Here is a 22649-nt window from a genome sequence, read left to right as displayed (position 1 = left end):
AGTGTCGAGGCCGAGTGGCGGTCGGACATTGTCTACCCCAGAGCATCACGCAACGATCGAGGTGCGGGCGGCGGCATCCGGATCGCTTGGTCGCCATCGGCGTCACAATCCTGCAACAATATCATACTAATTTAATGGGGTATGGAACCGAACAGCCCCGCGCATATGGCGCGAAGGATCCTCATTGGGAGGATCGAGACCCTGAGCATCGGCCAGCCCGGTGCAGCCCTCAGCTTCGAAGGGAGGCTGGCCGCAGAGAACGGATGGACCGGGTCGTTTGCAGACCGGGTCGCGACGGAATATCGTCGCTTCCTCGCGCTGGTCGCGATCAGCGATGAGCAGCTTACGCCGTCGGACGCGGTTGATCAGGCGTGGCATCTGCATCTGGCTTATACCCGCGATTATTGGCACGGCCTCTGCCGCGATATCGTCGCGCGCGATATTCATCACGAGCCGACATCGGGTGGCCCCGAGCAATGCGAGCACTATCGTGACCGGTATGTGCGTACGCTCAATTTATACCGGGACAGGCTTTGTTGCACAAAGGGCGTTGGGATTCCCTGTGAGGGTCAGGAAGCGTAGGTGGGATGGATGCCAAAACCGACCATGCCGAAGTACCGCACGACGAACTGGAGCGAGTATAACGCAGCGCTGAAGCGCCGCGGGTCGCTGGAGGTCTTGGGTTTGACCCGGGCATGGATTGGCTGGCAGCCCCGATTGGTCGTCGAGGTCGGCCGATGCGGTTTTCGGACAGCGCGATCAGGGTTTGCCTGACGCTGAAGATAGTGTTCGGACTGCCGCTACGGCAGGTGACGGGACTGGTTGCCAGCCTGCTGAAGCTGGCAAAGCTGGATTGGCCGGTGCCGGATTACACGACGCTATGCCGTCGGCAGAAGACATTGGCGGTGTCACTTGATGGTCGCGCCAGTACGGGTGGTCTGCATTTGCTGGTCGACAGTACCGGGATCAAGATGATGGGCGAAGGCGAATGGAAGACGCGCAAGCACGGCGCTTCCTACCGTCGCCAGTGGCGTAAGGTTCACCTTGGGATCGACGCCGAAACCCTGGAGATCCGGGCCATCGAGGTCACAACCAATGCGATTGGCGACGCCGCGACACTGCCGGATCTGCTGGCGCAAATCCCGACGGACGAACGGATTACGATCGTCGGGGGGTGATGGCGCCTACGACACCAGAAAGTGTCGGGCCGCGATCGCAGCCCGGGGCGCAGACGCGGTCATTCCCGTACGCCGGGGCGGCCAGCCATGGAAGAAGCCGGCGGCCGGCGCCGATGCTCGCAACGAAACGCTACGCGCGATGAAAAGGCTCGGTCGAACAATCTGGAAGAAGTGGAGCGGCTACCATCGCCGCAGCCTGGTCGAGACGAAGATGCACTGCTTCAAGCTGCTCGGCGAGCGCGTCGCATCGCGCACCTTTGATCGTCAGATTACCGAGCTCAAACTCCGTGCCGCAGTTCTCAATCGATTTTCACAAATAGGAACACCGACCACCATCCGCGTTGCATAGATCTCGTCAGTAAAACCATATTTGTGCTTAATTATCTTTGTGCAACAAAGCCCCCAGGCCGCGTTCATCGCGCCAGTGCGGCCCGAGGGCGACAACGCCCTAGAGATCGGCACGTGCATGGAGTTGAAGGTGTTCGTCGACCTCGAGGAACTCCTGACCACGCGGCTGCTGATCCAAGGTAATAGCGGCAGCGGCAAGAGCCATCTGCTACGCAAACTGCTCGAGGAAAGCGCCGGCGTCGTTCAGCAGATCATCGTTGATCCGGAGGCGGACTTCGTCTCCTTCGGCGAGACGTTCGGCTATACCGTTGTTGACGCAGCCAAGTTCAAGCCATCGAAACTGGCGAGCGTGGCCCGGAAGGCGCGCGAGCTGCGCGGATCGATCGTGCTGACCCTCGAAGGCATGCCAATCGACGACCAGCTGCGCGCGGTCGCCGCTTTCCTCAACGGCCTGTTCGACGCTCCGCCTGAGCATTGGCATCCGGCGATCGTCGCGGTCGACGAGGCGCACCTGTTCGCCCCTAACGGAGACAACGGTGAAGATAAGGAGGCGCGCAAAGAGGGCCAGCAAGCGATGGCGAACCTCATGAGCCGGGGTCGCAAGCGTGGATTGGCGGGGATCATTGCAACGCAGCGCCTCTCTAAGCTGCACAAGAACGTTGCCGCAGAGGCTTCGAACTTCCTGCTTGGCCGAACCTTCCTCGACATCGATATCGCGCGCGCGGTCGACCTGCTTGGTATGTCGCGAGCCGATGGCGAGCAGGTGCGCAATCTCAACCGCGGCGAGTTCTTAGGCCTCGGTCCAGCGATAGCCCGCCGCCCCATGAAGGTGACGGTCGGCGCAGTGATGACGGTCGGCAAGGCGGGCGCATCAAAGGGCCTCACCCCTCTGCCGTCGACTAGCGCTGCCGACATGGCGTCGATGATGCTGGCTGATGACGACCAACCCTCAACCCCAGCTTTGCGAGTAGTGAGATGAGCGGACCAAAAGCCAAATCTGTGCCGCCGGAATTGCTGGCGATGATGGTGGAACTACTGCCGACGATTGGAAGCCTACGCGATCTCGCCGCCATCACAGGCTTGCACCTGTTCGAGGTTCGGCGTGTGACAGCACCGTTTCTCGCCATCATGAAACTCAATGGGACGCATCCAAAGTGCGGCTGCGGGAAACTTAGGTTCCACCCTTTCGGCTGTAGTGGTTTCCGAGGCAAAAACACACCTACGGACCACTTGCCCGGGCATACGCGCGAGGAAACGAAGCGCCTGCTTCAGCAACGCGAAATCGCGATTGATATGCTTGTCGACGGCGCGCGGTTCGCGGAGGTCGATGGCGCCCTTGGATTGTCGAAGGGTAGCGCGATTAAATACGTGCGATTTATGACCGACGAGCAGCGGCAGCACCGCGAGGCGATCCGACCGCCCGTTCGGTCAGCGAGCCATTGTGCGAGTGTTGCGGTATGATCCGCCTAGCCGCAGCAACATCGCCGGTGGATCTCGCGTGGGCAGCCTTCGACGCCGCCGCTTTGCGGCTGAACTACCTGTACCGACTGGTCGATCTGACGACCGACACGCCCGCCGATCGCGCGCAGCGGATGAAGCTCGCAGGAGAGACGGCCCGGCTTTGGGATGAATGGCGCATGCTGTTCTTGAGCGATAGCTCGGGAGACGCCTCATGAGCGCCCCAGAAATCTGCGGCTCTTGCCGGTATTTCTTACCTGGCAAAACTGCTGCGAAGGTTTTCGCCAACGTTGGAGGAATGTGCCGCCGGTATGCGCCAACGGGTCCCGCGATCATCGCCGCAAGCTCATCATGGCAGGCTTTCCCGCCAATGAGTGAAGACCAGTGGTGTGGCGATTTTCGCCCGGCGGATGTTCCGGCCGTTGGACTTCGGAGGATGGCCGCATGATGCCCCGTGAGCGCCAGCTGCTACACTATCTGCAGACGTACATCGCAAGCCATGACGGCGTCGCACCAACGGTTCGAGAGATACAGGCCGAACTCGGATTAGCCTCACCGTCGGGACCGTCGCGTCTGCTGGATAGCCTCGAGCGGCAAGGGCTGATCGCCCGGGAGCCTAGCCGAGGTCGTAATATCCGGCTGACCCGGCCACCTGCCGACCTTGCCGCAGTCGCTGACGCGGAGATCTATGCCGAGGCGGTCCGCCGCGGCTTCATATCCGGTGCCTCGTCATGAACGACCTGTTTCGCTACCCCAGCGCTCCGGGCGCGCAGGCTCGTGATACTTCCCAAGCCGCTGCCGATCAGATCGCGCCGACCGCGCCGCAACTACGGGCCCCAGCTTTGGCAGTGGTGGAACGGTCGAACGGGCTCACTGCTGACGAGGTCGCGGGTCGGCTAGGCTTGTCGATCCTGTCGATCCGCCCCCGTCTTACTGAGCTCGCCCAGTTGGGGAAGGTTCGGGCTGGCGGCGGCCGGCGAAAGAACAGGAGCGGCCGCAACGCGATAGTCTGGGTCCCGGTGTTCCCCGCCCGGCTGCAGGGCCAGCGCCAGTGACGCCCGCCGCCGAACAGGCATGTCGGTTCGTGCAGCTGGTCGCACAAGCGCAGCCGCAGCCCGGCAACGCGCTGGACGAGACGATCGTCTCGGTCGCGCAGAAGATCGCCGCCGAGATCAGGCGCGAACAATTCCAAACGAGCCGCTCCGGCGTGCCACTCACAAGGAAAGCATGATGACCGACATCACGACCCTGCCGAAGCCCATGCGATCGCTCGATACGAAGCGATTCGGCGGCAACTTCCTCCTCTTTCGCAAGGCAGGCGACAGTCTGAAGCGCGGCGGGGGCGCTGGTGGAATTGCCGAGGCAAAGACGCACCGCGTCCGTCCGCCGCGGTTCCGCCACCCGTCGTTCGCTGCCGCCGAGATTGAGGCGGGTCGGCTGCTCGACCTCATGCCGGACTCGACGTTCGTCATCCTGCAGGAAGTGGCGCGGGTGAAGCTCACCGCGCTCGACGCCGCCTTGGACGAAGTGGCATGAGGAAAGACAAAATTCAGCATGCGGCGGCAGCCAAAGCAATTCTGGCTGACGTCATCGGCCGTATGCCGACGCTCACAGAGCTCATAAATGTGCCCGTCAGCCCCGATCCTACCGACATGGGTCCGAACGTCACGCTACCGGCAGTGCATATGCACATCCTGACGCAGCATATTGAAAATCTCGACGGCCTCGTCACGATCATGGGGATCGATCTCGCGATCGCCGAGCGGACGGCAATAGGCCTCGCACCGCAGGATGTCGGAGACGCGCGCACGATTTACGCGGCGCGCTTGGCGAGCTTCTCGTGAGGGCGTTCAATCAGGATCACAACGGAGCAGTCGGCGTCCTACTTCATGCCGCCGCGGCGATCCTCAGCACGAAATACGACAGGCGGTTCGCCGCAAGCGCACTTGAAAGGGGCGCAGCCATTTTTGCCGACGGAATCCGCAACGATCTCGCTCCGAAGGGGGCGGTGCAGTGACCGATGGCACAGAAGCTTCCCTAATGCCGAGGATCCTTGCATCGACGTTTACGCCGAAAGAATCGCAACTGAAGCGGTCGAGGCGCTGGGCCCGCTCAACGCGAGCGGCGTTTTCCTTCAGGCCATGATCAACGTTCATGTCGAGCACCACGGTCTCGACTCGCTGGTATTCTGCCTCGAAAAGTCAGTCGAGAGCCTCCGAAACGACTTAGTTCGACAGATGCCCACGGTGGGAACGACCCAATGACGTTCGCGCGCATGCTTATCGCCGTGATTCTCGTGGTGGCGTTAGGTCATACGCAGATTTGGCACGACTTTCTCGGCTGTATCGCAGCCGCAGGCGCAGCGTGGTCCTGCACCACCGACCCACTGCCCGCCGCGATTGACCGCGGGCTCGAGGCTTTTAAGAAAAGGCATATGCGATGAAACAGGACGAAGCGCTCGCGGCCACGCCCGACACGGATCGCCTGGTAATGCTAAAGGTCGTCGAGGACATCGTCGGGCTGAAGCGGACGCGGATCTATAAGCTCATTCGCGAAGGCGACTTCCCGCCGCCGTACAAGCCGGGCGGAGCGGGGTCACGATGGAGCGAAGCGGAGGTTCGCGCCTGGGTAGCGCAAATTAAGAAAGCACGAGCTGCTTGAACACTTGATCGACAGAATAAAGTCAAGCTCAAGCGTCATGCCGTTAGTGGAAGCAACGGCAGAAACACATAAAGCTATATACAATAGAGATATGCTAGCGAGCTACAGAGGCCTTTGTTCTAAGCAAGATTTAAGCCGCCTTCCGCTCCTCTCCCAACATTTCGCGTGCATGGTCTAGTGTAACTTTATTCGTTATAGCATGACGAATAACATACGCTGGTATTTCATGCTCAAGCGCAATCGATGATAGGGTAGCGCCTTCTTCTGCCATTTTTAGCGCATCCGCTTCACGGTACTCTTGGGGATACATTAGCTCGGTTGCGGCCAGCATCGCCATCAGCTCCGAGTGGATTGTATTGCCAGCTATTGGTCGGTCTTCGCCTTCTCCAACAGCCGACTCCATCTTGAGATAGGCATCGATCGTCGCTGTGCCGTCGGCTGACCAGTCATCCTTTTCATCGATAAAAAGATGGCAAAGCTCCTTGACGGCCACCAGTCGCTTCTCTGCATCGTTGAGATCCGCACGAACCAGCACTCGCGCCCGGCCGTCGGAATAACGCTCGAGGTTGCCCTTAAGATGGTCGGCACGAAAGTCGACAACCACCATTTCGATTTGCAGCTTGTAAACTTCACTGATGACGTACGCGAGATCCATGACGCGAAGCGCCGGCCCCTGTTTGCCGATGCACATGGCATCGAGTTGTTCGCGAACCACTTCTACTTTTTTTAGAACGCTCACCAACTTCGACATGTTTACGCGCATCGTTGATCGCACCGGACAATGAGACAAAAAAAAAAGGCCCTATCGAAATAGGGCCTCTTATACAATACGTGAGGTTTTACTGGATGACGGAACGGTCGCCAAAATCCAAGGGCTTCGCGTCTCCGCGATCCAGCGCCTCGTACATTGCATTCACTTCCCGGCACACCTCTTCGCCCGTAGTCTCTGCAGCGTTGCTGAGCAGAAACTTCACATCAACCAGGCCAGAAGCCTGCATCGACGCGTAGCGACAAGAGAGGCTTGTCGAGTGGTTTGCGGTATCCATTCTCGCCTCCTCCTCACAAAAATCCCGCCCACCCGGCGTGGGCAGACGGAACACCAATGATCACGTACTAACGAAGTTCCAATGAAGGAGCGGTTAACGCCATACATCGTATCTTCGAGTCAGGCGGGCCACTAAACGTTTTCCCGCCTAACCGCAATATGATCACAACCACCAAATTCGCAAGCAGCGAATTAACAATCGTTTAGCACACCAGACACATACGTTTTTCACGACCATCGCAATCACCGCGCACTCGCTGAGATGACGCAGGTATTTCAGATCGGCGATGCCTGGACAGATCGACAAAACTAACGTCGCGGGCCTTTAGGCGAGGTATCGGCCCATCGTATAGGCTGCCCAATATGCGCCTCAGGCGGCGCGAGGTCGTTCGCAATGATTTCAGCCCACTCACAAGCCAGCTCGCGCCGCCGCGGCATGTAGGGCGCGCGGTTATAGGCGCCCTCGACCTTATCCTTCGGGACGTGCGCGAGCATCAAATCGATGATTGCACGATCGGGCGACGCCCCCTTATGCCCAGCCTCGCGCCATTGACGATCGGCGCGCTCGTTCATGACCGTTGAAAACGCAGCGCGGAACCCATGCGGGACATGCCGAGCATGATACCCGGCTCGCTTTAGCAGGGCGTTCAACGTGTTCTCTGACATCGGTCGATGCGCGTGACGCTCCCCAGGAAAGACGATTGGCAGGTCACCCGAAAGCCGTCGAACCACGCGCAGCAGATTGACCGCCTCGGGCGCGAGCGGGACCAGGTGATCGCCGGCTTTGTCTGCTTTCCGATCTTCGTCGCCTTTCATCCGCGCCGCGCCGATCCGCCAGAGCGCCGCCGGCGATGGGGCGTCGGACTTGCCCCAGTCGACCCCCTCGATCTCGTCCCAGCGCGCACCGTGAACCTCGTTCGGCCGCACCGCCGTCAGAGCGAGAAACCGGAGGGCGAACTTCGTCAGCGCCCGGCACCGCTCCTTGTCACAGTTGACCAGCACGGCGCTCACCGCAGCGATTCGCTCGTCTTGGTCCTCGATGCCGTCGATGATCGACGGCTGCTTCGTCGCGCGGGGCTTTTTTCTTCAGCGCCTTGCCGAGACTGGCCGCCGGGTCGGCGTCGCATAGGCCTGCCGCGATTCCATAGACGAAGATGGACGACACACGCTGGCGGAGGCGGTGAGCAGTCTCGATCGCGCCGCGTTCCTCGACTTTGTTTAGCACGTCGAGAAGCTTCGGCGCGAGGACGAGCCGGATCGGCAGGTCGCCGATTGCGGGGAAGATGTCGTTCTCAAGGCTTTCGATGACGTCCGCCGCATGAACGGTCGACCAGTTCGGCTTGCGCAGCGTGTGCCAGCGTCGCGCAACGATCTCGAACGTGTTGCCGTCAGCGATAGCACGAGCCTTCGCGGTGATCTTGCGCTCGACCGACGGATCGCGACCTTCCGCAAGCGTGGCCTTGGCCTCATCGCGTTTGCGGCGCGCATCGCTGAGCGTCAGCGCCGGGTACGATCCGAGCGACAAGGTCTTCTGCGGCATCCGGCCGCCGGCCTTCGTCGGCTCGCCGTACGCATAGTTCATCCGCCAGTGACGGCCGCCGGCTGGCGTGACGTAGAGATAAAGCTGTCCGGAATCGCCCAGCTTGTAGGCAGTCTCTTTGGCCTTCGCGGCCTTCACCTTGGCGTCGTTGAGCATGTTCGCGCACCATACCATACGTAGCGAAGTTCATACCATGCGTTGTGCCATACCGATGTATGAACGCTAGCGCACAGGTACGAACAACCGATGGCGCCGAAAGGGCCGGAAAACCCCGATAAATCAATCCCGGTGCACGGGAACGAACGGTAAAAACAAGGGTGATGGCGGAGCGGGAGGGATTCGAACCCTCGATACGCTTTTTGACGTATACTCACTTTCCAGGCGAGCGCCTTCGACCACTCGGCCACCGCTCCGCATTGCTCTGGAACGCGCCTGCTAGAGCGGGTTTGGCTGCGGCGCAAGCGATTGCGTGCGGGGCGGCACTCGGGCAGTCTCACAGCGATGATCACCACCCTTCTCGCCGCCGCCCTCGCCCAAGCCACGCCGGTGCCGACACCGCTGCCGTCCGATCCGGTCGCGTCGGACTGGGTCGCGGTGCCCGATGACGAGATTCTCGTATTCACGCTGGCGAACGGGCATGGCTTCACGCTCCGCCTCGCGCCCGCCTATGCGCCCGCGCACGTCGCCAACATCCGCGCGCTCGCCCGCGCGCGCTGGTGGGACACCGCAACGAGCGTGTACCGCGTGCAGGACAATTATGTCGCGCAATGGGGCGATGCGACCGAGAAAAAGCCGCTCGTCGCCGGCGTCGCGGACGGGATCGCCGCCGAATATGACATGGCCGGGCCGACCGCGATCGTGCGGCTCGCCAAGCGCGATCCCTATGCCGAATGGGCGGGCTACAGCGGGGATGGCTGGCCGCTCGCTGGGTCGGGGACGCGGCAGTGGCTGCCGCATTGCTACGGGATGGTCGGCGTCGCGCGCGACCTCGCGCCGAGCGTCGGCAGCGGCGCCGAACTCTACACCGTGATCGGCCATGCGCCGCGCGCGCTCGACCGCAACATCGCGGTCGTCGGGCGGGTGGTCGACGGGATCGAGTGGCTGTCGTCGCTGCCGCGCGGGACGGGCGAGCTCGGCTTCTACGCCACGCCTGCCGAGCGCAGCCCGATCGTCTCGGCGCGGCTGGCGAGCGACCTTCCCGCCGCCACCCGCCCGCACTTCCAGTACCGCGCAACGGCGAACCCGCGCTTCACCGCCTGGATCGCGGGGCGCGAGAACCGGACGCCGCCGTTCTTCACGGTGCCGGCGGGCGGTGCGGACATCTGCAACGCGCTCCCGCCGGTCCGCCGCACGCCGGGCTAGGCGTTGCCCTGCAACGTGCGGATGATCGCGGAGAAGTCGAGTCCGCCCTGCCCGGCCTCGGCGAACGCCTCGTAGCGCTCGGCGGCCTTCGCCCCCATCGGCGTGTCGGCGCCGACATCCTGCGCCGCCGCCATCGCGAGCCTCAAGTCCTTGAGCATCAAGCAGCGGCGAACCCGCCCTGATAGTCATGGTCGGCGGGGGTGTCGGGGCCGATCCCCGGCAGCGGCGCATAGCTCGTCATCGACCAGCTCTGCCCCGACGAGACGCTGGCGATATCGTAAAAGGCCTGTGCGTCGAGCCCGAGCTTGTCCGCGAGCACGAACGCCTCGCAGGTCGCGATCATCGTCGCGCCGAGGATCATGTTGTTGCAGATCTTCGCCGCCTGCCCCGCGCCGTTCGCGCCGGCATGGATCACCGCCTTGCCCATCGCCGCAAGGATCGGCTCGGCGCGCTCGAACGCCGCCGCCGAACCGCCGACCATGAAGGTGAGCGTGCCCGCATTGGCAGCACCAATCCCGCCGGAGACGGGCGCGTCGACCGCCGCGAGCCCCTTGGCCTGCGCGGCGTCGGCGACCTGCTTCGCGGTCGCGACGTCGATCGTCGAACAGTCGATCAGGATCGCGGTCGGGCCCGCGACGCCGAACAGCGCGTCATACACCTCGGCGACGTGCTTGCCCGCGGGCAGCATCGTCACGATCGCCTCCGCCCCGTCGGCGGCCTCGGCGGCGGAGTCGACGGGGAGGCAGCCCGCCGCCTTTGCCTTGGCGAGCGCGTCGGCGTTCAGGTCGAACGCGTGGACGTCATGGCCGTTCTTCGCGAGGTTCGCGGCCATCCCGCCGCCCATGTTGCCGAGCCCGATGAATCCGATGCGTGCCATGTACTCTCTCCTAAATCTGCCGCGGCGACTGTGCCGCTCGCGCACCAACCCCGCCATCTGCGGCTACGTCCTGCCCCCCAAACTCCGTCATCCTGACGAAAGTCAGGATCCAGAGCCAAGACCGACACCGCCCGTAACCCTGGATCCTGACTTTCGTCAGGATGACGGGCAGCGACGATTGCGGGCGGGCGGGCAGCGACGCGCCTGCTACTTCCCCGTCCAGGTCCCCGCACGCTTCTCGACGAAGGCGGCCATGCCTTCGCTCTGGTCCGCGGTGCCGAACAGGCCGTGGAACAGCCGCCGCTCGAACTGGACGCCGTGCGACAGGCTCGTCTCGAACGCCGCGTTGACCATCTCCTTGTTCGCCAGCACCGCCAGCGGCGCCATCGCGGCGATCGTCGCGGCGGTCTTCACCGCCTCCTCGACCAGTTCGTCGGCAGGCACGATCCGCGACACCAGCCCGGCGCGCTCGGCCTCGACCGCGTCCATCATCCGCCCGGTCAGCACCATCTCCATCGCCTTGGCCTTGCCGACCGCGTGCGTCAGCCGCTGCGATCCGCCCATGCCGGGGGAGACGGCGAGCTTGATCTCGGGCTGGCCGAACTTGGCGGTGTCCGCCGCGAGGATGAAGTCGCACATCATCGCGACCTCGCAGCCGCCGCCCAGCGCATAGCCCGCGACCGCGGCGATGATCGGCTTGCGCGTCCGCGTCACCTGCTCCCAGCCGGCGAAGAAATTGCTCGCATACATGTCGGCAAAGCCCTGGCTCTGCATCTCCTTGATGTCCGCGCCCGCCGCGAACGCCTTGGCCGAACCGGTCAGCACCGCACAGCCCTGCGACGGATCCGCATCGAACGCGGCGAACGCGGCGATCAGGTCGGCGAGCACCTGCGAATTGAGCGCGTTGAGCGCCTGCGGCCGGTTGAGCGTGACGAGCGTGACGCCGCCGCGTTGCTCGACGAGGATCGTTTCGTAATCGGCCATGTCAGTCTCCTGTTCCGTCACCTCAGCGAACGCTGGGGTGACGTGCTCTATGTTCAACCCGGCGTCCACGCCTCGGCAGCTGGCAACGGCGCGAAGATCTGGTCGATCACATGATCGCTCACCGCCTCGGGCGTTGCCGGATCCCAGCGCGGCGCATTGTCCTTGTCGACGATCACCGCGCGCACGCCCTCGATGAAGTCATGCCGCTGCACGACATGCGCGCCGACCGCATATTCCTGTTTCATCTCGTCTGCGAAACTCGCCATCGCCGCGCCCTCGTGAAGCAGCCGGAGCGACACCTTCATCGTCTGCGGCGACTTGGTTTTGAGCGTCGCAAGCGTCTTCGCGGCCCACTCACCACCATCGACGTCGAGCGCGGCATAGATTTCCTCGAGCACATCGGACGCGAACAGCCGGTCGATCTCGTCACGATGCGTCATAATCTCGGCATCGTCGGGTACGTCGGACGACCCTTCGAGTATGACGTCGATCTCGCGGGGACGCTCGACGATCCAGTCCTTCACGCTCTCGAGCTTGGCGCTCGTCAGATAATGCGTCGCCAGCCCCAGCGCCAGGCAATCGGCGCCGTTGATCCGGTGCCCGGTCAGCGCGAGATACTGCCCGATCCGCCCTGGCAGCCGCGACAGATACCATCCCCCGCCGACATCGGGGAACAGCCCGATCCCCGTCTCGGGCATCGCGAACTTCGTGTTCTCCGTCGCGACGCGGTACGTGCACGGCAAGGCGAGCCCGACGCCGCCGCCCATCGTGATCCCGTCCATGAACGCGACGATCGGCTTGGCATAGACGAACAGCCGGTGGTTCATCCGATACTCGGCGTGAAAGACGCGCGCGCTTCGGCGCCGTCGCCGGCTCCCGACGCGGCGAGCATCCGGATATCGCCGCCCGCGCAAAACCCACGACCCTCGGCATGATCCACGACGATCGCCTCGACCGAGGCATCCCCGCGCCACGCCTCGAGCGCCTCCAGCACGCCTTCGCACATCGCAAGGTTCAGCGCGTGCAACGCCTTGGGCCGATTCAGCCGAAGCCGGCCGACAGGCCCTTCGACGGTCGTGATCAGGTCATTCATAAATCACCTCCCCGGCGAAGGCCGGGGTCCAGTTGGAAAGGTCGATGTAACAGAGGATGTCACCAAGCCGATTCGCGTCCCCCACCTGGACCCCGGCCTCCGCGGGGTGGATGCTGTTCGGCAGTCGGTGACCATATCCATCATTGCCGGGTCAGCTCGCGGCCGACGATCATGCGCATGACCTGGTTGGTACCCTCGAGGATCGAATGCACACGCAGGTCGCGCCAGAAGCGTTCGATCGGGTAATCCTGCAGATACCCGTAGCCGCCGTGCAGCTGCAACGCGCGGTCGACCACCGACGAGCCGGTGTCCGTCGCCAGCCGCTTCGCCATCGCCGCGAACTTGGTCTTGTCGGGCGCGTTCGCCGTGACCTTGGCCGCCGCCATGTAGAGCAGCGCGCGCGCCGCCTCGAGTTCGGTCGCCATGTCGGCCAGCATGAACTGCGTGTTCTGGAAGTCCGCGATCGGCTTGCCGAACTGCTTGCGGTCGCGCGTATAGGCGATCGCCTCGTCGAGACACCGCTGCGCGCCGCCGAGCGAGCAGGCGCCGATGTTGAGCCGCCCGCCGTCGAGCCCCATCATCGCGATCCGGAAGCCCTCGCCCTCGCCGCCGACCATGTTGGCCGCCGGCACGCGGACGCCGTCGAAGATCACCTGCCGAGTCGGTTGCGAATGCCAGCCGAGCTTCTTCTCGTTCGCGCCGAACGACACGCCGGGCATGTCTTTCTCGATCACCAGGCAGGAAATGCCCTTGGGCCCCTCCTCACCGGTGCGGACCATGGTGACGTACACCTCGTTCTCGCCCGCGCCCGAGATGAACTGCTTCGAGCCGGTCACGATCCAGTCGTCGCCGTCGCGCACCGCGCGCGTCTTCAGCGCGGCGGCGTCCGACCCCGAGCCCGGCTCGGTCAGGCAATAGCTCGCCAACCGGTCCATCGTCACCAGATCGGGAAGATACTTGTCCTTCACCGCGGCCGAGCCGAACCGGTCGATCATCCACGCCGCCATGTTGTGGATGCTGATGAACGCGCTCGTCGACGGACAACCGTACGACATCGCCTCCATGATCAACGCGGCTTCGAGGCGCCCGAGCGCGATGCCGCCGCTCTCCTCGCTGACATAGATCGCCGCGAAACCGAGCTCGGCCGCCGCCTTGATCGTGTCGCGCGGGAAGATGTGCTTCTCGTCCCAATCGGCCGCATGCGGGGCGATCCGGTCGGCGGTGAAGCGGCGCGCGAGCTCCTGGATCTCGCGCTGGTCGTCGGTGAGGTCGAACTGGTTGGTCATCGGGCTTTCCTGTGTCGTCATACTGGGCTTGACCCAGTATCCAGAGCGGCGAATGCTGACGCCTGCGGCTCTGGATCCTGACTTTCGTCAGGATGACGGGGGTGGGGGAAGGATATGGCTAGGCAACCCGCGGTCTATATCATGGCGAGCGGGCGCAACGGAACGCTCTACATCGGCGTGACGTCCGACCTGATGGCGCGGATCGTTTAGCACCGCGACGGCATGTTCGACGGGTTCTCAAAGCGATACGGCGTGAACCGGCTGGTCTGGTTTGCGATGGCGGACACGATAGACGCGGCGATCACACGCGAGAAGCAGCTCAAGGTCTGGAAACGGTCGTCGAAGACCACGCTGATCGAGACGGACAACCCAACCTGGCGCGATCTGGCCGAGGACTGGGGCTTCGACCCCCTCCCCACCCCGTCATCCTGACGAAAGTCAGGATCCAGAGCCACGGGCGTCGCGCTCGATGGCTCTGGATCCTGGATCAGGTCCAGGATGACGGGGAGGAAACGCCGCACCCGATCACCCCATCGTCGGAATGACGAACGCGTTGGCGGCATCACCCACCCCGCCATCGGGCCAGCGTTGCGTGATCGTCTTGACCTTGGTCCAGAACTTCACGCCCTCCATGCCGTGCTGGTTGGTGTCTCCGAACGCCGAACGCTTCCAGCCGCCGAACGTGTGATACGCCACCGGCACCGGGATCGGCACGTTGATCCCCACCATGCCGACATTCACCCGCGCCGCGAACTCGCGCGCGGCGTGGCCGTTGCGCGTGAAGATCGCGACGCCGTTGCCGTACTGATGCTCGCTCGGCAGGCGCACCGCCTCCTCGAAATCCCTGGCGCGGACGATCTGCAACACCGGCCCGAAGATCTCCTCCTTATACGCCGACATCTCCGTGGTGACGTGATCGAACAGCGACGGCCCGATGAAGAACCCCTTCTCATGCCCCTGCAACTCGAACCCGCGCCCGTCGACGACCAGTTCCGCACCCTCGTCGACACCCGTCTGGATCCAGTTCTCGATCCGGCTGCGATGCGCTGCGTTCACCACCGGCCCGTAATGCGCGTCATTGTCGGTCGAAACACCCACGCGCAGTGCCGCAATCGCCGGGATCAGCTTCTCGCGCAAAGCAATGGCGGTCTTCTCGCGACCGGCACCACCACCGGCAATGCCATGCACCGCTCGCCAGCGCTCCCGAACGCCGCACCCGACAGATCGGCGACGACTTGGTCTAGGTCCGCGTCGGGCATCACGATGCCGTGGTTCTTGGCCCCGCCCATCGCCTGGACGCGCTTGCCCGCCTCGACGCCGCGGCGGTACACATAATGCGCGATGTCGGACGAACCGACGAAGCTGACCGCACTGATCGCCGGATGATCGAGGATCGCGTCGACCATCTCCTTGTCGCCGTGGACGACCTGGAAGATCCCCTCGGGCAGCCCCGCCTCGAGGAACAATTCGCCCAGCCGCACCGGCACCGACGGATCGCGCTCGCTCGGCTTCAGGATGAACGCGTTGCCCGTCGCGATCGCGACGCCGCTCATCCATAGCGGGATCATCGCGGGGAAGTTGAACGGGGTGATGCCGGCGCCGATGCCGAGCGGCTGGCGCATCGAATAAACGTCGATCCCAGGCCCCGCGCCCTGCGTGTACTCGCCCTTGAGAATGTGCGGGATGCCGCAGCAGAACTCGATCACCTCGAGCCCGCGCTGGATATCGCCCTTCGAATCAGCGATCACCTTGCCGTGCTCGGACGACAGCAGCCGCGCGAGTTCGTCCATGTTCGCCTCGACCAGCCGCTTGAACTCGAACATCACACGCGCGCGGCGCTGCGGGTTCGTCGCTGCCCAGCCCGGCTGCGCTTTCTGCGCGGCGGCGACAGCGGCATCGAGATCGGCCTGCGTGCCGAGCGTCACGCGCGCCTGGATCTCGCCGCTATTGGGATCGAACACGTCGCCGCTACGGCCGCCGCCGGAGGACGGTCCACCCGCGGTGCCGCCTGCGATCAGATGCTCGATGGTGCGAACGGTCATGGCGCCTCTCCTTGTTTTGCGGCCTCTACACCACTGCCTCGCCTGCGACACAAGCGATAGACTTGCAGCCCTGAGCTGCATATTTGCAGTCGGTATGGACTGGAGCGACCTGCCGATCTTCCTCGAAGTCGCCCGTGCGCAGCAGCTTGGGCGTGCTGCGGCGAGCCTCGGCGTCGACGCCACCACGGTCGGTCGTCGCCTCCGCCGGCTCGAGACCGCGGTCGGCCAGCGGCTGTTCGAACAGGGCCCCGACGGCCAGATCCTGACCAGCGCGGGCGAGGACCTGCTCGCGCGCGCGACCGCGATGGCGGCGATCGCATCGGACATCCGCACCCCGCCCGCGGGCCGGACCGAGGTCGACGGCACGATCCGCGTCAGCGTCGCCGAGGGGTTCGGCACCTGGTTCGTCAGCCGACATCTCGGCACGCTCGCACAGGCGCATCCCAAGCTCGCGGTCGATCTCGTCGCGACCAGCGGCTTCCTCAACCCGACCCGGCGCGAGACCGACGTCGCGGTCCTGCTCGCACGCCCGCGCCGCGGTCCGCTGCGGACGCGCAAGCTCACCGACTATACGCTGCGGCTCTATGCATCGGCGGAGCATCTCGCGGCGCACGGCCCGGTGCACGGCATCGCGGACCTGCGCGACCGGCGGATGATCGGCTATGTGCCCGACATCGTCTATGCGCCCGAGCTGCGCTATCTCGACGAGATCCCGGGCGTCCGCGACCCGGTGTTGCGTTCGTCGAGCATCAACGCGCAGGCGCACATGATTGCGGCAGGCGCGGGGATTGGCGTGCTCCCGTGCTTCATCGGCGAAGCTATCCCGGGCTTGTCGCGATCCTCCCCGACATCCGAATCAGCCGCGCCTTCTGGCTGGTGACGCACCAGGACACCGGCCGCTTCGACGCGATCCGTGCCTTCACCGACTGGCTGGTGGCGCTGGTCGGGCGCGAACGCGCGGTGCTGGCCCCCGATTAATCCTGCCGCGGCTCACGCGAAAGGATCGCCTCGATCCGCGCGAGCGCCAGCTTGATCTCCTCCTGCTCGGCATGCGTGAAGGCGTCGCTGTCGACGATCATCTTGGCCGCCATTTTCGCGGTCAGCAGCGGCACGAGGAACAGCGGCACCGCATGCATCAGCGCGACCGCGACGATCTTGCCCCCCATCGTCACGGGAAACACGTCGCCATAGCCGATCGTCATTGCGGTCACGAACGACCACCAGATGCCGACATCGACAGGCTTGCCCTCGAACGTCGCAAACAGCACCGCACAGATCAGGATGGTCGAGACATAGCCGACGATCAGGATCGGCAAGGCCTGGATGAACGGTCGCCACGATCCCTTTGCCCTGCGCGCCATGATACCCCCCGGTTGTTTCGGCGCATCATCCAGCAAGCGGCCGACATTTCAAGCGGCACACACGCGGCTGATCGATCACGAACCCGATTGCCCCCGCGCGACAATTGCGCCTAGCTTGGCCGCATCCTCTTCCGGAGCGTTTCATGACCCTCAAGCTCGTCCTTCTTGCCTCGATCGCGCTCGCCACCGTTTCGTCGGCGCAGGTGCCCCAGACTGTTTCTGACAAGACTGCCCCCGCCGGCGGCGATGTCCCCGCCCAAGTTCGTCCCCGCCACCGCCAACCGCGACTACGTCAAGCGCGAGGTGATGGTCCCGATGCGCGACGGGACGAAGCTCTACACCGTCATCGTCTATCCCAAGGGGCTGGCCAACGCGCCGATCGTGCTGACGCGCACGCCGTATGACGCGAAGTCGCGCGCGACGCGGATGGACAGCCCAAGCATCCTCTCGACGCTGCCGCTTGCCGACGAGATGTTCGTCAAGGGCGGGTATATTCGCGTCTATCAGGACGTCCGCGGCAAATATGGCTCGGAGGGCGAGTATGTCGTCACGCGCCCGGTGATCGGCCCGCTCAACCCGACCAAGGTCGATCACGTCACCGACGCCTATGACACGATCGACTGGCTGGTGAACAAGGCGAACCTGCCCGAATCGAACGGCCGCGTCGGCATGATCGGGTCGTCCTATGAGGGCTTCACCGTCGTCATGGCGTTGCTCAACCCGCACCCCGCGCTCAAGGCCGCGGTGCCAGAAAGCCCGATGATCGACGGCTGGATGGGCGACGACTGGTTCCATTACGGCGCGTTCCGCCTCGCCAACATCGCCTGGCTCGGCGGCCAGACCGGCTACAAGGGCGCGGGCAAGGCGCCGCCGACCGGCGGCTATGACGATTACGAGAATTTCCGTCGCATCGGCTCGGCGGGCGACTGGGCCAAGGCGTCGGGATACGACCAGCTTCCCTATTGGCAGCGCATGGTCGCACATCCCGCCTATGACGGATTCTGGCAGGGCCAGGCGCTCGACAAGTTGCTCGCCGCCAACCCTTCGAACGTGCCGACGCTCTGGGAACAGGGGCTGTGGGATCAGGAGGACATGTACGGCGCGATCACCGCGTGGGAGGCGCTGAAGGCGAAGGGCAAGATGGGCAACAACCATCTCGTCATGGGTCCGTGGCGGCACAGCCAGGTCAATCGCGACGGCCGCAGCCTCGGCCCGTTCCAGTGGGACGGCGACACCGCGCAGCAGTTCCGCGAACAGATGGTGCTGCCGATGTTCGACCAGTATCTGAAGGACGGCCCCGCGGTCACGCTGCCCGCCGCCGCGATCTACAACACCGGCGAGAATCACTGGGACAGGCTGTCGACCTGGCCACTCGCCTGCGAGAGCGGCTGTGCCGCGCCTCTCAAGCCGATCTACCTCGGTGCCGAGGGCGGGCTGGGCTTCACCAAGGCCGCGAGCGGCGGCGACAGCTATGTCTCCGACCCCGCCAAGCCCGTCCCGCATCTGCCGCGCCCGGTCAATTTCGGCGACGGCCGCTGGGGCGACTGGCTGGTCAGCGACCAGCGCGGGGTGGATGGCCGCACCGACGTGATGACCTATACGACCGACGTACTGACGACCCCGGTCCGCGTGTCGGGCGCGCCGATCGCGGACATCTATGCCAAGACGACGGGGACCGATGCCGACTTCGTCGTCAAGGTGATCGACGTCTATCCCGACGAGGTCGCGAGCGATCCGAAGATGGGCGGCTATGAACTGCCGATCAGCCTCGACATCTTCCGCGGCCGCTACCGCGACAGCTTCGCCAAGCCGAGTGCGATTCCTGTCGGCAAGACGCAGCGCTACAAGTTCCGCCTGCCGACGGTGAACCACGTGTTCCAGCCGGGGCACCGGATCATGGTGCAGGTCCAGTCGAGCCTGTTCCCGCTCTACGACCGCAACCCGCAGACCTTCGTCCCCAACATCTTCCTTGCGAAGAAGGCGGACTACAAGAAGGCGACGGTAACGATCGAACGCGGCGGCGCGACGGCGAGCGCGGTGTGGCTGCCGGTGGTCGCGGTCGACCAGTCGGCCGTGCTGGCGAAGTAAGCCCCCCGCCCCACCACCGTCATTCCCGCGGAGGCGGGAACCCAGACTGGCTGGCCTCACGGCATTGTTAGCAAGGCCAGCCAGTCTGGATCCCCGCCTTCGCGGGGATGACGGGAAAGGACCTATGCGATAGCCGGCGCAGGCCCGAACAGCCCCGCCTGGTAATCGCGGATCGCCTCGCCGATCTCCTCGCGCGTCGTCATCACGAACGGCCCGTGCGCAACGACCGGCTCGTCGATCGTATCGGCATGGCCGAACACCAGCCGCACCGGGCCTGACGCCGCGACCTCGATCATGTCGCCATCCTGGTCGAACGTGACGAGGTGCCACGGCTCGACGACCGTCCCGCTGACCTCGGGCCGCCCCTCGATCACATAGAAGAATACGCTGCGACCGCGCGGTGCAGGCAGTGTCACCTTGCCCCCGGCCGCCAACTCGACCGTCATCATCGCGACTCCCGTCAGCGACTCAACCGGCCCCGCCTGCCCTTCAAACGTCCCCGCGATGACATTCACGACACCGCCGTCGACCGCGACCGCGACCGCCGGAATATCCTCGCGCTGAAGCCCGGTATAGGCGGGCTTGGTCATCTTCAGCCGCCCCGGCAGGTTGACCCACAGCTGCAGGATCTCGAGCCGCCCGCCGTCGCGCTTGAACGACGCTGGCGAGATTTCCGCATGGATCAGCCCCGACCCCGCGGTCATCCACTGCACGCCGCCCGCCTGCATCACGCTTTCGTGCCCGCCGCTGTCGAGATGCGCCATTTCGCCGGTCAGGATGAAGCTGACCGTCTCGAACCCGCGATGCGGATGCGGCCCGAACGGCAGGCCGTTGTTACCGGGCGCATAGGTCTGCGGGCCATGATGGTTGAGGAACAGGAACGGATCGACCTGCGGCAACTGCGGCCCCGGCAGCGGGCGCCGCGTGACGAGATCGGCGATGTCGTCACGCTGGGCGGGATAGGTCCGCAGCACGCGCCGCATCTCAGTTCGCCTCGCGCACAGCCGAGGCCGGACGCGCGATCTCCGCCAGCAGGGCGTCGATACCGCTCAACAGAAACTCGAGCGTCGACTTGTCGCTCAGCCGCCCGTCGGCGATCTTTTCGTGCACCGCCCCGATCACCGACTGCGGCCGCAGCAGCATGCGCGCGCCGATCGACGCCAGCGTCTCGTTCAGCTGCGCCTGCGCGCGCGCGCCGCCGACCGCACCGGGCGACGAGGTCAGTGTGAACACCGGCTTCCCCGTCAGCGTCGCCTTGCCGTAAGGCGCGAAGCCCAGTCGAGCGCGTTTTTTCAGCACGCCGGGCATGCCGTGATTATATTCGGGCGACGCGATCACGATCCCGTCCGCCTCGCCAATCGCGGCCCGCAGCGCGGCGACCGCCTCGGGTGGCGTGTCGGTATCGGCATCCTGATCGTACATCGGGATCGCGTTGAGCGGGAAGATCCGCAGTGTCGCCTTGTCCCCCAGCGCGTCGGCGAGCGAATTGAGGATCGCGGCGTTGAACGACTGGCGGCGCAGGCTGCCGGAAATACCGAGAAGGACGGGCATGCAGAAATCTCCTGTTGTCACGCGCGAGCGCCGGGCGACGGCGGCGCGCAAGATCTTGGTATCCAGATAGGCGACGGCACCGGCGCCCACCAGCGCAGGGTCGGCAACGCTGTGTTGCCCGGTTGGACGGCGATCAGGTCCAGTAGAGGATCCGCGCCTCGGGCAGGCGCGCCGCGATCTCGTCGGCAAAGAAGGCGCGCAACGCCCGCATCGTGTCCGCGTCATAGACATATTTGACCGAGCCGAACTTGGTGCGCTTCTCGGTGCGGTTCGCCATGCCGAGATCGAGCGAGGAGCCGGGATACCAAGTCTGGAGCACCGCCTTGGACCCGGGTGTGTAGCGATGCGTGATCAGCTCCATCGTGAGGTCCGGGATATCGCCGAGCACCTGTCCCGCCTGCGCAATCAGCTCGGCATAGGCGTCGCGCCATCCTTCGGCGGCAATGATCGGTGCGATCGTCAGCCCGACCTTGTACCCCGCATCCGCCATCCGGCGCAGCGCGACCAGCCGGGCCGCGACCGGACTCGTGCCGCCCTCGAACCGCGCATAGCCCGCCGGGTTGATCGAGGCGCGCATCCGCGTCCGCCCCGCGTGATCGAGCGCGAGCAGCGGCTCGACCGCGTCGAACTTCGTCGTGAAGCGCAGCTGCACGTCCGCCTCCCACGCGCCGAAATGCGCGATCAGCGCGGACAGCGACCCCGTGACGTGATCGATCGCGAGCGGATCGGTGTAACAGGACGCCTCGAACGTCGTGCCCTCGTGCGCGCGCGTGGCGGAGCGCGACGTGACCGTCCCCTGGCCGAGATGCGCGGGAAGCTCGGCAAGGATTTCCGGCAGGTTCGCATAGACCCGCGTGATCGGCGGCCCCTTCAGAGACCCCGCGAGATAGCAATAGCCGCAATGCGCAGGGCACCCTTCGGCCAGATCGATTCGCCAGTCGGCGCTCGGCGCGATCGGCTGCAACCGGCGTTTCGACGGCGGGGCGACGACGAGCGCCAGCGTCGCCTTCGCCTGTGCATATTGCTGCCGGGGATCGTCTGGCAGGTCGAGGCGAAGACGATCGCTGGGCAGGGTCGTCACCGCCACGTCCAGCGCCCGTGCGCGCGCGACGATCTGTTCACCATGGTCCCAGAGGAGCGACGACGGCGTCGCGAGGAGGCGCCGCGGCACCCAGAGGCGGGAGGAAGAGGGCGACACCATCGCACCATAACGCCCGCCCGACGACAAGCGTTGCGGCTATTTGACCGGCCGCTTCTCGAGTTTGCGCGCGAGCGTCCGCCGGTGCATCCCGAGCTGCCGCGCAGTCTCCGAGATGTTGAACCCGGTTTCCGCGAGCGTCGCGTGGATCCGCTCCCATTCGAGCGTCTTGATCGTCGCGCGGCGTTCGGTCACCGCGGTGTCGACCTTGCCCTCGGTCCGGTCGAACGCCGCCTCGATGTCGTCGGTGTTCGACGGCTTGACCAGATAATGCGAGGCGCCGAGCTTGATCGCCTCGACCGCGGTCGCGATGCTCGCAAAGCCGGTCAGAACGACGACGAGGATATCGGGGTCATGCGCGTGTAGCGTCTGGACACAGACCAGCCCCGACGCGCCGCCGAGCTTCAAGTCGACCACCGCATATTGCGGCACGTCGTCGGCGAGCAGCACGACCAGATCCTCATGGCTCGCCGCAAGCCGGACCGCATAGCCGCGCCGCTCGAACGAGCGTTTCAGTGTGCGCGCAAACGTCTCGTCGTCCTCGACTATCACGAGGCGCTTGACCGGGGGGATATCG

General features: G+C 64.7%; 25 protein-coding genes, 1 tRNA gene and 6 pseudogenes. 15 read left to right on the top strand and 17 right to left on the bottom strand.

The genetic code is table 11. The features are described from left to right. The first annotated feature begins 141 nt into the window (after window positions 1–141). The 3 genes and pseudogenes from NI18_RS09710 (at window position 142) to NI18_RS09700 (ending at window position 2505) form a co-directional block, all read left to right on the top strand. Window positions 142–582: a hypothetical protein gene (locus NI18_RS09710; protein ID WP_052149102.1), complete on the top strand. Its 441-nt coding sequence runs from the start codon at window positions 142–144 to the stop codon at window positions 580–582. A gap of 9 nt (window positions 583–591) precedes the next feature. Then, window positions 592–1527, top strand: a pseudogene (locus NI18_RS09705) (IS5 family transposase). A gap of 39 nt (window positions 1528–1566) precedes the next feature. Further along, on the top strand, window positions 1567–2505 hold the full coding sequence (locus NI18_RS09700) for a DUF87 domain-containing protein (RefSeq protein WP_306286336.1): 939 nt from the start codon (window positions 1567–1569) through the stop codon (window positions 2503–2505). Window positions 2506–2579: 74 nt separating this feature from the next. Here NI18_RS09700 and NI18_RS24315 read toward each other — a convergent pair whose 3' ends face one another. Continuing rightward, window positions 2580–2927 (bottom strand): hypothetical protein, encoded by a 348-nt coding sequence (locus tag NI18_RS24315; RefSeq protein ID WP_128082170.1) that lies wholly within the window; start codon window positions 2925–2927, stop codon window positions 2580–2582. Between the two features lie 56 nt (window positions 2928–2983). Here NI18_RS24315 and NI18_RS09690 point away from each other — a divergent pair, with 56 nt between their 5' ends. From NI18_RS09690 to NI18_RS09670, 6 genes are all read left to right on the top strand, one after another. Then, window positions 2984–3202 carry a hypothetical protein gene (locus tag NI18_RS09690; RefSeq protein ID WP_128082169.1) on the top strand — a complete coding sequence of 73 codons (219 nt, stop codon included), beginning with the start codon at window positions 2984–2986 and terminating at the stop codon, window positions 3200–3202. A 226-nt stretch (window positions 3203–3428) separates the two neighbouring features. Next, window positions 3429–3719: a MarR family transcriptional regulator gene (locus NI18_RS23260; protein ID WP_084215132.1), complete on the top strand. Its 291-nt coding sequence runs from the start codon at window positions 3429–3431 to the stop codon at window positions 3717–3719. After that, window positions 3716–4039 carry a hypothetical protein gene (locus NI18_RS09685; protein WP_052149100.1) on the top strand — a complete coding sequence of 108 codons (324 nt, stop codon included), beginning with the start codon at window positions 3716–3718 and terminating at the stop codon, window positions 4037–4039. Before NI18_RS23260 ends, NI18_RS09685 begins: the two co-directional genes overlap by 4 nt. After that, window positions 4036–4215, top strand: coding sequence for a hypothetical protein (locus NI18_RS09680; RefSeq protein WP_037529735.1), 180 nt, complete (start codon window positions 4036–4038; stop codon window positions 4213–4215). Before NI18_RS09685 ends, NI18_RS09680 begins: the two co-directional genes overlap by 4 nt. Further along, window positions 4215–4520, top strand: a complete 306-nt coding sequence (locus NI18_RS09675; protein WP_128082168.1) for a hypothetical protein — start codon at window positions 4215–4217, stop codon at window positions 4518–4520. Before NI18_RS09680 ends, NI18_RS09675 begins: the two co-directional genes overlap by 1 nt. A 62-nt stretch (window positions 4521–4582) precedes the next feature. Further along, window positions 4583–4828 (top strand): hypothetical protein, encoded by a 246-nt coding sequence (locus NI18_RS09670; RefSeq protein ID WP_198526980.1) that lies wholly within the window; start codon window positions 4583–4585, stop codon window positions 4826–4828. 63 nt (window positions 4829–4891) lie between these two features. Here the strand turns inward: NI18_RS09670 and NI18_RS26830 are convergent, their stop codons facing one another. Further along, entirely contained in the window at window positions 4892–5149 is a 258-nt protein-coding gene (locus tag NI18_RS26830; protein WP_306286335.1) for a hypothetical protein, read from the bottom strand. 95 nt (window positions 5150–5244) lie between these two features. Here NI18_RS26830 and NI18_RS25615 point away from each other — a divergent pair, with 95 nt between their 5' ends. Both NI18_RS25615 and NI18_RS09660 read left to right on the top strand, forming a co-directional pair. Next, complete coding sequence (locus NI18_RS25615) at window positions 5245–5427, top strand: hypothetical protein (RefSeq protein ID WP_037529730.1); 183 nt, start codon at window positions 5245–5247, stop codon at window positions 5425–5427. Beyond that, window positions 5424–5645: an AlpA family phage regulatory protein gene (locus NI18_RS09660; protein WP_037529727.1), complete on the top strand. Its 222-nt coding sequence runs from the start codon at window positions 5424–5426 to the stop codon at window positions 5643–5645. Before NI18_RS25615 ends, NI18_RS09660 begins: the two co-directional genes overlap by 4 nt. 130 nt (window positions 5646–5775) lie before the next feature. Here the strand turns inward: NI18_RS09660 and NI18_RS09655 are convergent, their stop codons facing one another. The 5 genes from NI18_RS09655 to NI18_RS09640 all read right to left on the bottom strand — a co-directional run bounded on the left by NI18_RS09655 (window position 5776) and on the right by NI18_RS09640 (window position 8643). After that, window positions 5776–6396 (bottom strand): hypothetical protein, encoded by a 621-nt coding sequence (locus NI18_RS09655; RefSeq protein ID WP_128082166.1) that lies wholly within the window; start codon window positions 6394–6396, stop codon window positions 5776–5778. 88 nt (window positions 6397–6484) lie between these two features. After that, window positions 6485–6691, bottom strand: a complete 207-nt coding sequence (locus NI18_RS09650; RefSeq protein ID WP_128082165.1) for a hypothetical protein — start codon at window positions 6689–6691, stop codon at window positions 6485–6487. A gap of 308 nt (window positions 6692–6999) precedes the next feature. Continuing rightward, entirely contained in the window at window positions 7000–7701 is a 702-nt protein-coding gene (locus NI18_RS26825) for a site-specific integrase (protein ID WP_306286334.1), read from the bottom strand. Then, on the bottom strand, window positions 7676–8386 hold the full coding sequence (locus tag NI18_RS26820; protein ID WP_306286333.1) for an integrase arm-type DNA-binding domain-containing protein: 711 nt from the start codon (window positions 8384–8386) through the stop codon (window positions 7676–7678). The genes NI18_RS26825 and NI18_RS26820 overlap by 26 nt, the downstream gene beginning before the upstream one ends. Before the next feature lie 165 nt (window positions 8387–8551). After that, a tRNA-Ser gene (locus NI18_RS09640) sits at window positions 8552–8643 on the bottom strand. Between the two features lie 88 nt (window positions 8644–8731). Here NI18_RS09640 and NI18_RS09635 point away from each other — a divergent pair. Next, the gene (locus NI18_RS09635; protein WP_037529721.1) at window positions 8732–9592 is read left to right on the top strand and encodes a peptidylprolyl isomerase; all 861 of its coding nucleotides are present in this window, start codon (window positions 8732–8734) and stop codon (window positions 9590–9592) included. Here NI18_RS09635 and mmsB read toward each other — a convergent pair. The 4 genes and pseudogenes from mmsB to NI18_RS09615 all read right to left on the bottom strand — a co-directional run bounded on the left by mmsB (window position 9589) and on the right by NI18_RS09615 (window position 13832). After that, window positions 9589–10469: pseudogene (gene mmsB, locus NI18_RS09630) on the bottom strand (3-hydroxyisobutyrate dehydrogenase). The gene NI18_RS09635 and the pseudogene mmsB sit on opposite strands and share 4 nt — an antisense overlap. A 207-nt stretch (window positions 10470–10676) precedes the next feature. Further along, entirely contained in the window at window positions 10677–11453 is a 777-nt protein-coding gene (locus tag NI18_RS09625) for an enoyl-CoA hydratase (protein ID WP_037529758.1), read from the bottom strand. Between the two features lie 53 nt (window positions 11454–11506). Then, window positions 11507–12546 (bottom strand): annotated as a pseudogene (locus tag NI18_RS09620) (enoyl-CoA hydratase/isomerase family protein). A 140-nt stretch (window positions 12547–12686) separates the two neighbouring features. Further along, the gene (locus tag NI18_RS09615) at window positions 12687–13832 is read right to left on the bottom strand and encodes an acyl-CoA dehydrogenase family protein (protein ID WP_037529719.1); all 1146 of its coding nucleotides are present in this window, start codon (window positions 13830–13832) and stop codon (window positions 12687–12689) included. Between the two features lie 114 nt (window positions 13833–13946). Between NI18_RS09615 and NI18_RS09610 the strand changes: the two are divergent. Beyond that, window positions 13947–14264: pseudogene (locus NI18_RS09610) on the top strand (GIY-YIG nuclease family protein). Window positions 14265–14357: 93 nt separating this feature from the next. On the opposite strand, the pseudogene NI18_RS09605 reads toward NI18_RS09610, so the two are convergent. Further along, a pseudogene (locus NI18_RS09605) lies at window positions 14358–15874 on the bottom strand (CoA-acylating methylmalonate-semialdehyde dehydrogenase). 94 nt (window positions 15875–15968) lie between these two features. On the opposite strand from NI18_RS09605, the gene NI18_RS09600 reads away from it, so the two are divergent. Continuing rightward, window positions 15969–16754 (top strand): LysR family transcriptional regulator, encoded by a 786-nt coding sequence (locus NI18_RS09600; protein ID WP_306286332.1) that lies wholly within the window; start codon window positions 15969–15971, stop codon window positions 16752–16754. Between the two features lie 94 nt (window positions 16755–16848). Here the strand turns inward: NI18_RS09600 and NI18_RS09595 are convergent, their stop codons facing one another. Next, complete coding sequence (locus NI18_RS09595; protein ID WP_052149099.1) at window positions 16849–17235, bottom strand: potassium channel family protein; 387 nt, start codon at window positions 17233–17235, stop codon at window positions 16849–16851. 143 nt (window positions 17236–17378) lie between these two features. Between NI18_RS09595 and NI18_RS09590 the strand changes: the two are divergent. Beyond that, window positions 17379–19323: pseudogene (locus NI18_RS09590) on the top strand (CocE/NonD family hydrolase). Window positions 19324–19445: 122 nt separating this feature from the next. Here NI18_RS09590 and NI18_RS09585 read toward each other — a convergent pair. The 4 genes from NI18_RS09585 to NI18_RS09570 all read right to left on the bottom strand — a co-directional run bounded on the left by NI18_RS09585 (window position 19446) and on the right by NI18_RS09570 (window position 22645). Further along, entirely contained in the window at window positions 19446–20306 is an 861-nt protein-coding gene (locus tag NI18_RS09585; RefSeq protein WP_037529717.1) for a pirin family protein, read from the bottom strand. A gap of 1 nt (window position 20307) precedes the next feature. Then, on the bottom strand, window positions 20308–20874 hold the full coding sequence (locus tag NI18_RS09580; protein WP_037529754.1) for an NAD(P)H-dependent oxidoreductase: 567 nt from the start codon (window positions 20872–20874) through the stop codon (window positions 20308–20310). 133 nt (window positions 20875–21007) lie between these two features. Beyond that, window positions 21008–22072, bottom strand: coding sequence for a spore photoproduct lyase family protein (locus NI18_RS09575; RefSeq protein WP_306286331.1), 1065 nt, complete (start codon window positions 22070–22072; stop codon window positions 21008–21010). A gap of 39 nt (window positions 22073–22111) precedes the next feature. Further along, window positions 22112–22645, bottom strand: a complete 534-nt coding sequence (locus NI18_RS09570; protein WP_031395871.1) for a response regulator transcription factor — start codon at window positions 22643–22645, stop codon at window positions 22112–22114. Window positions 22646–22649 lie beyond the last annotated feature (4 nt).

The sequence above is a fragment of the Sphingomonas sp. Ant20 genome (assembly GCF_000783375.1).
GTDB lineage: Bacteria > Pseudomonadota > Alphaproteobacteria > Sphingomonadales > Sphingomonadaceae > Sphingomonas > Sphingomonas aerolata.
The sequence above is the reverse complement of the archived record's forward strand: the minus strand, read 5'-3'. Positions and strand labels throughout refer to the sequence as shown.

Bases quoted from the DNA above. Each gene is read 5' to 3' on its own strand.
- NI18_RS09710 (WP_052149102.1), top strand. From the start codon at position 142: ATGGAACCGAACAGCCCCGCGCATATGGCGCGAAGGATCCTCATTGGG.
- NI18_RS09690 (WP_128082169.1), top strand. From the start codon at position 2,984: ATGATCCGCCTAGCCGCAGCAACATCGCCGGTGGATCTCGCGTGGGCA.
- NI18_RS23260 (WP_084215132.1), top strand. From the start codon at position 3,429: ATGATGCCCCGTGAGCGCCAGCTGCTACACTATCTGCAGACGTACATC.
- NI18_RS09685 (WP_052149100.1), top strand. From the start codon at position 3,716: ATGAACGACCTGTTTCGCTACCCCAGCGCTCCGGGCGCGCAGGCTCGT.
- NI18_RS09675 (WP_128082168.1), top strand. From the start codon at position 4,215: ATGACCGACATCACGACCCTGCCGAAGCCCATGCGATCGCTCGATACG.
- NI18_RS09670 (WP_198526980.1), top strand. From the start codon at position 4,583: ATGCCGACGCTCACAGAGCTCATAAATGTGCCCGTCAGCCCCGATCCT.
- NI18_RS25615 (WP_037529730.1), top strand. From the start codon at position 5,245: ATGACGTTCGCGCGCATGCTTATCGCCGTGATTCTCGTGGTGGCGTTA.
- NI18_RS09660 (WP_037529727.1), top strand. From the start codon at position 5,424: ATGAAACAGGACGAAGCGCTCGCGGCCACGCCCGACACGGATCGCCTG.
- NI18_RS09655 (WP_128082166.1), bottom strand. From the start codon at position 6,396: ATGTCGAAGTTGGTGAGCGTTCTAAAAAAAGTAGAAGTGGTTCGCGAA.
- NI18_RS09650 (WP_128082165.1), bottom strand. From the start codon at position 6,691: ATGGATACCGCAAACCACTCGACAAGCCTCTCTTGTCGCTACGCGTCG.
- NI18_RS26820 (WP_306286333.1), bottom strand. From the start codon at position 8,386: ATGCTCAACGACGCCAAGGTGAAGGCCGCGAAGGCCAAAGAGACTGCC.
- NI18_RS09635 (WP_037529721.1), top strand. From the start codon at position 8,732: ATGATCACCACCCTTCTCGCCGCCGCCCTCGCCCAAGCCACGCCGGTG.
- NI18_RS09625 (WP_037529758.1), bottom strand. From the start codon at position 11,453: ATGGCCGATTACGAAACGATCCTCGTCGAGCAACGCGGCGGCGTCACG.
- NI18_RS09615 (WP_037529719.1), bottom strand. From the start codon at position 13,832: ATGACCAACCAGTTCGACCTCACCGACGACCAGCGCGAGATCCAGGAG.
- NI18_RS09600 (WP_306286332.1), top strand. From the start codon at position 15,969: ATGGACTGGAGCGACCTGCCGATCTTCCTCGAAGTCGCCCGTGCGCAG.
- NI18_RS09595 (WP_052149099.1), bottom strand. From the start codon at position 17,235: ATGGCGCGCAGGGCAAAGGGATCGTGGCGACCGTTCATCCAGGCCTTG.
- NI18_RS09585 (WP_037529717.1), bottom strand. From the start codon at position 20,306: ATGCGGCGCGTGCTGCGGACCTATCCCGCCCAGCGTGACGACATCGCC.
- NI18_RS09580 (WP_037529754.1), bottom strand. From the start codon at position 20,874: ATGCCCGTCCTTCTCGGTATTTCCGGCAGCCTGCGCCGCCAGTCGTTC.